Annotated in this window: 6 protein-coding genes; 5 read left to right on the top strand and 1 reads right to left on the bottom strand. The window is 49.8% G+C overall.

Annotated elements, in window-relative coordinates:
- Positions 1-125: 125 nt before the first annotated feature.
- Positions 126-551 (bottom strand): OsmC family protein, encoded by a 426-nt coding sequence (locus tag RSA72_RS12840; RefSeq protein ID WP_332633275.1) that lies wholly within the window; start codon positions 549-551, stop codon positions 126-128.
- Between the two features lie 146 nt (positions 552-697).
- Between RSA72_RS12840 and crp the strand changes: the two genes are divergently transcribed.
- From crp to RSA72_RS12815, 5 genes are all read left to right on the top strand, one after another.
- A complete protein-coding gene (gene crp, locus RSA72_RS12835; RefSeq protein WP_332633273.1) occupies positions 698-1,411 on the top strand; it encodes a cAMP-activated global transcriptional regulator CRP in 714 nt (237 codons plus the stop codon).
- A 176-nt stretch (positions 1,412-1,587) separates the two neighbouring features.
- Complete coding sequence (locus RSA72_RS12830; RefSeq protein WP_332623417.1) at positions 1,588-2,637, top strand: NADP(H)-dependent aldo-keto reductase; 1,050 nt, start codon at positions 1,588-1,590, stop codon at positions 2,635-2,637.
- 292 nt (positions 2,638-2,929) lie between these two features.
- Positions 2,930-5,509 (top strand): ATP-dependent chaperone ClpB, encoded by a 2,580-nt coding sequence (clpB, locus tag RSA72_RS12825; protein ID WP_332623415.1) that lies wholly within the window; start codon positions 2,930-2,932, stop codon positions 5,507-5,509.
- Positions 5,510-5,847: 338 nt separating this feature from the next.
- A complete protein-coding gene (locus RSA72_RS12820; protein WP_332623413.1) occupies positions 5,848-7,395 on the top strand; it encodes a GH3 family domain-containing protein in 1,548 nt (515 codons plus the stop codon).
- 289 nt (positions 7,396-7,684) lie between these two features.
- A complete protein-coding gene (locus tag RSA72_RS12815; RefSeq protein ID WP_332623411.1) occupies positions 7,685-8,977 on the top strand; it encodes a DUF945 family protein in 1,293 nt (430 codons plus the stop codon).
- Positions 8,978-9,130: the final 153 nt, after the last annotated feature.

Here is a 9,130-nt window from a genome sequence, read left to right as displayed (position 1 = left end):
ATTTAAAAACGGTAAGACTCCGCCGTGAATGGCCAAAAAGTTAAGGAATTTATTGTAAAATCCCTTAACTGATCAGCATTAGCTTTCTCAGCGGCTTTTTTGATTCTGGATCAATTTTACAAACCTTACTCTGCAGCTTCTAAAATCTCAAAATCATGGGTAATTTCAACACCGCCGTCAGACAGCATTTTGCTGGCGGAACAGTATTTCTCAGCAGAAAGCTCAACTGCTTTCGCCACCTGTTTTTCTTTTACGCCTTTGCCGCTGACTACAAAGTGCAAATGAATTTTGGTAAATACGGCAGGAATGCTGTCGGCGCGTTCGGCGCTCAGCTCGCAGCGCACATCAGTAATGTCCTGGCGAGCTTTCTTTAAAATGGTCACAATATCAAAAGACGCGCAGCCGCCCAGGCCAGTCAAAATCAGCTCCATCGGGCGCGGGCCGCGGTTCTCACCGCCGTATTCTGCCGAGCCATCCATGATAATGCTGTGGCCGCTTTGAGTTTTTGCCTCAAAAGCGACATTCTCTAGCCAATGAACACTTGTTTGCATTGCAACTACCTAAAAAAAGCTATAGATTTACGAAGTGCCTGTACACTAACATAAATTGAGTTGATAAGGAATTTCATCTCTTACGTGTGACAAGTTCATCTTAGGTCTGTGCGATCTATAAATTATCCATATCCGGAACCGTTAGCATGACTTCAAACTTTTCACAACTTAGCACAGATGCGCTGTCGCCAGGTCAGCTTCCTGAGTCAGTTAAAGCATTACTAAAACGTGCATACATAAATCGTTACCCAAAACGCACGACAATCGTAGATGCAGGGTCAGAGTCCAAATCGCTGTATTTGATTCTGAAGGGGTCTGTATCCATCATCCTAAGTGAAGATGATGAACGTGAAATCGTGGTTGCGTATTTAAACGCGGGTGATTTTTTTGGGGAAATGGGTCTATTCGAAACCAATGCGCAGCGCACCGCGGAAGTCCGCACGCGTGATGTCTGTGAAATTGCCGAAGTGACTTATGAAAACTTCCATGAACTGAGCAAGCAGTATCCAGACCTAAGCTATGCTGTTTTTGCCCAGCTGGTGCGCCGCTTGAAAAACACGACGCGCAAAGTCACTGACTTGGCGTTTATCGACGTTTCCGGCCGCATTGCGCGCTGCCTGATCGACTTGTCTTCCCAGCCTGAAGCGATGATTCTGCCGAATGGCCGCCAGATCCGCATTACCCGCCAGGAAATTGGCCGTATTGTCGGCTGTTCACGCGAAATGGTGGGCCGTGTTCTGAAAACACTGGAAGAGCAAGGCATGATTGAAACAGACGGCAAAGCCATTCTGATTTTTGATGCATCTTTAGAAGCCAACAACAATGAATTTTCATCAGATGATGCTGATGATGATGAATGAGCTCTAGAGAATTGAAAAAAAGCAAATCTTAGGATTTGCTTTTTTTATGCCCGCCTTTCCTGAAAACCGCGGCCAAGCCGGCAAAATAGTGATTTAACTTGGAGGCTGAAATTGGTTAGTCTTAGTGATGAGCCTATTCAGCCTGATATAAAAATACAGCAAGGATTAAGAGTGTTATGCAGTTTAAACCTTTAGCCAATACCGGCATTGCCGTGCCGGAAATCTGCCTGGGCACCATGACTTTCGGTGAGCAGAATACACAGCAGCAGGCTTTTCAGCAGCTGGACTATGCTTTAGAGCGCGGCTTGAATTTCTGGGATACCGCAGAAATGTATCCGGTGCCGCCCAAGCTGGAAACGCAGGGCGCCACCGAGCGCATAATCGGCAATTGGATTGCAGCGCGCGGCGGGCGCAGCAAGCTGTTTCTGGCTTCTAAAATTGCAGGGCCTGGGCAAGGCGGCAGCCAGATCCGCGGCGGCGCGACCCGCTATACTGCAGCCGAAATAGCCTCCGCTTTGGATGGCAATCTGCAGCGCCTGCAGACCGACTATATTGACTTGTATCAGCTGCATTGGCCGCAGCGCCCGGCGAATTTCTTTGGCAAGCTGGGCTACGGCAATGCCGAAGCCGGCAGCGCTCAGGACATTACCGCGCTGGAAGAAACCCTGACGGCTTTAAGCGCTGAAGTGAAAAAAGGCCGCATCCGCTGTATTGGCCTATCCAACGAAACGCCGTGGGGCACATTGAAATTTCTGCATTTGGCGGAAAAGCAGGGCTTAGAAAAAATTGTCAGCGTGCAAAACCCTTACAGCCTGCTGAACCGGACTTATGAAATCGGCATGTCGGAAATTGCAAAATTTGAAGGCGTGGGCCTGCTGGCCTATTCGCCTTTGGCCTTCGGCTATCTTACTGGGAAATTCCGCCATGGCGCGCGTCCGGCCAATGCGCGGGTGACTTTGTTCTCCCGCTTCAGCCGCTACAGCAATCCGCAAAGCGAATGGGCCACTGAACAGTATGCGCTGCTGGCGGAACAGCATGGCCTGACATTAACCCAGCTGGCATTGGCCTTTATTAAACAGCAGTTTTTTGTGACCAGTACGATTATTGGCGCGACCAGTTTGGAGCAGCTGAAAGAAAATATTGACGCTTTTGAGGTCAATCTTTCGGCAGAGATTCTGCAGGGCATTGATGAAATTCACCGCCAGCAGCCGAATCCGGCGCCATAAAGCTGTATCAATATCAAATACCCTTAATTTTTAAGGGTATTTTTTTGCGATTTTGCCAAAAAATTGGGCAGAATGCCGCTGCTGTTTTCGGCCGCTGGATCTTTCTGCAAAATTAATCGGATTTTTAGAACAAAAGACTTGAAATTATTTTTCAGCAGACCAATATTAGTACTGATATCTAGAAAATTTAATTTACTAAGTTTTTGAAAAATATATAGAAATTTAGTTGAAAAATCGTTGAGTGTTCCCATATATCCATCAAGTACAAAATTTGTTGTGAGGAATAACAAGAATGCGTTTTGAAAAATTCACCAACCGCCTGCAGCAAGCCTTATCTGATGCGCAATCATTGGCCATGGGCAAAGACCATGCTGCAATTGAAGGCATTCATATCTTATCGGCTTTGCTGGAAGAAGCTTCTAATTTGAGCCTGCTTCAGCAGTCGGGAACCAGTCTGCCTGAGCTGAAAAGCAAGCTGCAGCAGGCGCTGAATGATGCGCCTACCTTAGCCAATCCAACGGGTGACATCAACCTCAGTCCGGATGCGGTCAAAGCGCTGAATCTGGCGGACAGCTTTGCTCAGAAAGCCGGCGATGAATTTCTGTCTACCGACTGGGTCATGCTGGGGCTGGCTGAAACTGGCGCAACTAAAACGCTACTGAACAGCGCGGGCCTGAAAACCGACAGCTTGCGCAATGTAATTACTAAAATCCGAGGTGATGAAAAAGTCATGAGCAATAATCATGAAGATCAGCGCGACTCACTGAATAAATACACTATTGACCTGACCGAACGCGCGCTTGCGGGCAAGCTTGACCCGGTGATTGGCCGTGATGATGAAATCCGCCGCACGGTGCAGGTGCTGTCGCGCCGCACCAAGAACAACCCGGTGCTGATTGGCGAGCCGGGGGTCGGTAAAACCGCTATTGTAGAAGGCTTGGCGCAGCGCATTGTAAATGGCGAAGTGCCTGAAAGCCTGAAAGGCAAGCGGGTGCTGTCTTTAGACTTGGGTTCGCTGCTGGCGGGCGCAAAATACCGCGGCGAATTTGAAGAGCGCCTGAAAGCGGTGCTGAAAGATCTGGCAAAACAGGAAGGCGCAGTCATCCTGTTTATTGATGAGCTGCATACTTTGGTGGGCGCAGGCAAGGGCGAGGGAGCAATGGACGCCGGCAATATGCTGAAGCCTGCTCTAGCGCGCGGTGAGCTGCGCTGCGTAGGCGCAACCACTTTGGATGAATACCGCCAGTTCATTGAAAAAGATGCCGCGCTGGAGCGCCGTTTCCAGAAAGTGCTGGTGGATGAACCGAGTGTAGAAGATACGATTGCCATTCTGCGCGGCCTGAAAGACCGCTATGCAACGCATCATGGCGTGCAGATTCTGGACTCGGCCATTATTGCTGCAGCTAAAATGTCACACCGCTACATCACCGACCGCCAGCTGCCGGACAAAGCCATTGACCTGATTGATGAAGCGGCTTCGCGCATTAAGATGGAATTGGACTCTAAGCCGGAAGCCTTGGATAAGCTGGAACGCCGTTTAATTCAGCTGAAAATGCAGCTGGAAGTGGTGAAAAAAGATGATGATGCAGGCAGCAAAGCCGAAGTGGCGAATTTAGAGCGCCAAATTGCCGAAGTCCAAACGGAATACAATGATTTGGAAGAAGTATGGCGCGCTGACAAAGCGCTGGTCGAAGGCAATAAAGACATTCAGGTGAAACTGGATCAGGCGCGCATTTCTTTGGAAAAAGCGCAGCGTGAAGGTGACTTGGGCGAAGCCGGGCGCCTGCAGTACGGCGTGATTCCTGATTTGCAGAAGCAGCTGGAGCGCATCGAAGCCGCTGAGGAAAATGAGTCGCCGAAACTGCTGCGCAACAAAGTTACAGATAATGAGATTGCCGAAGTAGTGAGCGCAGCCACCGGCATTCCTGTGGCGAAAATGATGCAGGGCGAGCGTGAAAAACTGCTGCATATGGAAGATTTCCTGCATAACCGTGTGGTTGGCCAGGACGAAGCTGTAGTGGCTGTTTCCAATGCGGTGCGCCGCTCACGCGCCGGCCTGTCAGATCCGAACCGCCCGAGCGGTTCATTCCTGTTCCTTGGCCCGACAGGCGTAGGTAAAACTGAGCTGACCAAAGCTTTGGCGAGCTTCCTGTTTGACAGCGATGACGCCATGGTCCGCATCGATATGTCTGAGTTTATGGAAAAGCATTCCGTGAGCCGTCTGGTCGGCGCGCCTCCGGGCTATGTCGGCTATGAAGAAGGCGGTGTGCTGACTGAAGCTGTGCGCCGCAAGCCGTATAGCGTGGTCTTGTTTGATGAGGTTGAAAAAGCCCATCCGGATGTTTTCAATATCCTGCTGCAGGTGCTGGATGACGGGCGCTTAACGGATTCGCAGGGCCGTGTGGTGGACTTTAAAAATACAGTGATTGTCATGACATCAAATCTGGGTTCCAGCGATGTGCGTGAACTGGGGGAAGGCGCAGCCGATGATGAAGTGCGCGCAGTGGTCATGAGCGCGGTAACGCAGCATTTCCGTCCGGAGTTCATCAACCGTATTGATGAGCTGGTGATTTTCCATTCACTGCAGAAAGCGCAAATCCGCGGCATTGCCGATATTCAGCTGGCCCGCCTGCGCGCGCGCTTAAGCGAAAGGGATATGAGCTTAACGGTTGATGACAGCGCCTTTGATCAGCTGATTGAAGCCGGCTTTGACCCGCTGTATGGCGCCCGCCCATTGAAGCGCGCTATACAGCAGCGGGTTGAAAATACATTGGCGCAGAAAATCCTGTCTGGAGAATTTCAGGCTGGAGATACCATTGTGATCCGAGGTGAAAATGGCCACCTTAATTTTGAAAAATTAAAATTAAGCTGATGGCATAATTTCATTTGCTGCTGAAAAATTTATAAAAAACCTGGCTCCGGCCGGGTTTTTTATTTTGCGCCTGTCGCATTTCCTTATTTAAATGCGGCGTGCTGATTGCATTTGTTTAAATGATGGAATTAATATGGTAAATGTCCTGCTGCAAAAAACAGGCCTGCAGCGCATGCCGTTAAAATCATGCAGTTAAAATAAAAAACAGCGCTTCGAATGAAAAGCAGCAGGGAATAAATAGGATGAAATTTAAATTATCGCAGCGCCTGCACAGCGGTTTTTGACTCAAAATGACTGTCAGGGAAGACGCCTGACTTGACTTTAAAGGTGGCCTGAATATGGGATTGCTGTTAGCTGCATCACACCGGTTTCTTGCGCTGGCCTGCCGGAAAGCGTTTCAGCGCTTCCAGCAGCAGGCCAGTCAATTAGAGCAGGTTCAGCGGGCCAAGCTGAGCCAATTGTTAAAGCAGCATAGCGGGCAAAGCATCAGCTATGAACGCTTTGCGGAAAAATATCCTTTAACCCGCTATGCCGATTGGCAGGCTAAAATTGAGCAGTCGCGCCAATGCGGCAAAAACTTCTTAAGCGCTGGAAAAATTGTCCGCTTTCAGCCCACCAGCGGCTCCAGTGAGGAGCTGAAATTTATTCCGTATACGGAAATATTTCTGAGTGAGCTGGATCAGGCGGCCGGCTTATGGCTGGCCAGCCTGTATCAGCGCCATCCGCAGCTGAAAAATTCAACGCATTACTGGCCGGTGTCCTGGCTGCCGGAAAGCCAAAGAAAACTGATTGAAAGCAGCAGCTTGAACAATGACAGCGCATTGCTGAATGCTTCCAAGCGCTTCTTGAACAAAATTACGCAATCCATGCCTGCGGAAATCGCCATGGCGCAATCTGCCGATGATGCCATGTTTGCGACAGCCGCCTACCTTGCCGCGGATAAGCGCTTAGGCATGATTTCGGTTTGGAGCCCGACTTCGGCCCTGCAGCTGCTGGACATAATTGAACGGCATCAGCGTGAAATCGCAGCGGTGCTGACCACCGGCAAATGGCCGCGTCCAAGCTTGGCTTTTCTGCCTGCGCCAAAATCCTGCGAGCAGAGCTATAAGCTGAAGCATCTGAACCTTAAAGATCCGCAGTCGTGGAAGAAACTTTGGCCCAGGTTAAGCTTAATTTCCAGCTGGGATACCGCCAGCGCCGTGCAATGGGCAGCCCAGCTGCAGTCGCGTATCGCAGGCGTGGCTTTTGAAGGGAAGGGGCTGTGGGCGACCGAAGCGGTGGTTACGGTGCCTTTTGAGGGTCAATATCCTTTGAGCTATCAATCGCACTTTTATGAATTCCTGCTGCAGGATTCGCAGCAACTGGCGCCTAGCTGGAAGCTGAAGCAGGGTGACATTGTCAGCCCGGTCATTACCTCAGGGTCAGGCTTAATCCGCTATTTGATTGAAGATGAGCTGGAAGTGACCGGCTTTTATCAGCAAGTGCCGTGCTTTAAATTTCTGGGCCGCAAAATGACGGTCGATCTGGCCGGCGAAAAACTGGATCAGAGCATGGCGGCGCATGTGCTTTCCTGCTTTAAGCGGGAAGACTACGCGCCTGTCAGCCTGCTGGGCATAGAGCAGTGCAGCCTGAAAAAGCCGCACTATATTCTGCTGAGTGAGGGCAATGGCCTGCATCAGCCTAGCGTGGAAGAGCTGGACCGGCAATTAAAGCAAAGCTTTGGCTATGAACTGGCGCGCGACTTGGGGCAATTGGACGCGCCGGAAATTAAGCATGTAGATGACGCATGGCATTATTATAAGTCGCTGGCGCTGCACAACGGCATGCTTGAAGGCAGCATCAGGCCGGAGCCGCTGAAAAAAATGAAAACAAAATATACTGAGTAAAAGGAAATCAGCGCCCAAGCCGGCTTTGCCTGAGCGGGAAAAACTGACTTGCCATGCTGGGCAAATAAAAAGCGCATGACTGCATGCTGCGTATGCCTTTCAGTATTTTTTGGGGCAATCCTCCTGTGGACAGTCTGAGCGTTTTAAAATCAGTCATTGCGCCAGGGAGAGGCATTGATCAGGCGGCGAATTCCAGAAAATATTTATAAGCATGATTGTTTTATGTGTTTTTTTGTAATTATTATTTGATTATACTGTTATTTAAAACAATCAAAAAAAAGAGCAAATAATGTCGAAAATTATTTGGGCCGCGGGAAGCATTATGGCTGCAGCTGCCACCGCAGCCGGCGCAAACTGGTATGCAGATCAAAAGCTGGCTGCTTATTATGCGCAGGAGCAGCAGTCCGTCGCGGACGATGAAGTGAAAATCCAGTACAGCAATTTTAAAATGGGCGCTTTGCAGGGAACGGCAGACTGGGTGATGACTTTGGCCTTAGACCCCTGCAAGGCCAATGATGTGCTGGTGCTGCAGGGACAGGATAAAATCCGTAAAAGCTGGAATGGCTATCAGATTGATTCCAGCTATGCATTCAAGTCCGGTAATGCTGCCGCCAAAGCGCTGCTGCGCGGCGAGCAGCAGGCGCATACAAAAATCAACTGGCTGGGCAAAGCTTTAACGACGGTAAATATTCCAAGAGTTGACACGCAGGCGGAAGGCGTAAAGGTCAGGCTTGATCCGAGCGTCATCAGCATCTATGCGGCCGCGCCAATCAGCGGCGCGCCTAAGCTGACAAAACTCGAAATGGAAATTCCGGCATTTACGGTTTTAAAGGGCCCGAGCCAAATACTGATGCAGAATGTGCAGTTTGAAACCACGCAAGGGCTGAATGACGCCGTGCTTGATTCAGGCCGTACGCGTTTTTCGGTCGCTTCCGTGCAGCGCCTGGATACAGACTTATCCGGCGGGATTAAAAACATGGAGATGGTCTGGAATACTGAGGTTGGCGAGAAGACCGTCGGATTTGACGGCAGCTTTAAGATTGGCGAATTGAATGTGCCGAATTCGCCGGTGACCAAAGACATTGTCATGAATCTGGAGATTCAGAACCTCAGCCTGCAGCGCATGCAGGAGTTGTCGCAGGTGATGCGCAAGGCGCAAAAAAGCTGTGAAAGCGCTGAATTTCTGCGTCAGGATGCATCGGATGCTTTCCTTAAAATCGTCAATGAAGGCTTTGATTTTGCATCTGAAGGCAATCAAATCAGTGTCGGCAGCGGGGTCGGCAAGGCGAATCTGACCGGAAAAATGATGCCGGGGCATCATGCTTCAGTGCAGTCCTTTGTGAAAATGATGCCAAGCCTGCTGTCATTTAAGGCGGACTTGGAATTTGATAAAAACCTGATGAAAAGCATCAGCAGCGGCTATTCGCAGGCGGCTTCCGTGCCGCTGATGACAGATCAGGACATTGAAAGCATGTTCAGCTCTCTGGAGTCTTCAGGGCAGGCCAAGCGTTCTGGCGACAGCCTGAAAATGGTGATGGATTATCAGTTCGGGCAGAAAATGTTTTTAGATCCGGATAAATAAAGCCTTCTGCCGGCAGCTGTGCTGGAAAATGCAAAAAACCGCTCAGATTTGAGCTAATGCCAGTCAGTTAAGCATTTTTAATCCTCCCCAACCCTCCTTTTCCAAAGATACCGTCTCAGACGTCAAGAGGATTATTGAGAATTGGCGCAATAA

The sequence above is a fragment of the Acinetobacter sp. genome (assembly GCF_036659555.1).
GTDB lineage: Bacteria > Pseudomonadota > Gammaproteobacteria > Pseudomonadales > Moraxellaceae > Acinetobacter.
The sequence above is the reverse complement of the archived record's forward strand: the minus strand, read 5'-3'. Positions and strand labels throughout refer to the sequence as shown.

What these genes read in the sequence shown, in the direction of transcription:
- RSA72_RS12820 (WP_332623413.1), top strand. Translation starts at nt 5,848, where the DNA reads ATGGGATTGCTGTTAGCTGCATCACACCGGTTTCTTGCGCTGGCCTGC.
- crp (WP_332633273.1), top strand. Translation starts at nt 698, where the DNA reads ATGACTTCAAACTTTTCACAACTTAGCACAGATGCGCTGTCGCCAGGT.
- RSA72_RS12830 (WP_332623417.1), top strand. Translation starts at nt 1,588, where the DNA reads ATGCAGTTTAAACCTTTAGCCAATACCGGCATTGCCGTGCCGGAAATC.
- RSA72_RS12840 (WP_332633275.1), bottom strand. Translation starts at nt 551, where the DNA reads ATGCAAACAAGTGTTCATTGGCTAGAGAATGTCGCTTTTGAGGCAAAA.
- clpB (WP_332623415.1), top strand. Translation starts at nt 2,930, where the DNA reads ATGCGTTTTGAAAAATTCACCAACCGCCTGCAGCAAGCCTTATCTGAT.
- RSA72_RS12815 (WP_332623411.1), top strand. Translation starts at nt 7,685, where the DNA reads ATGTCGAAAATTATTTGGGCCGCGGGAAGCATTATGGCTGCAGCTGCC.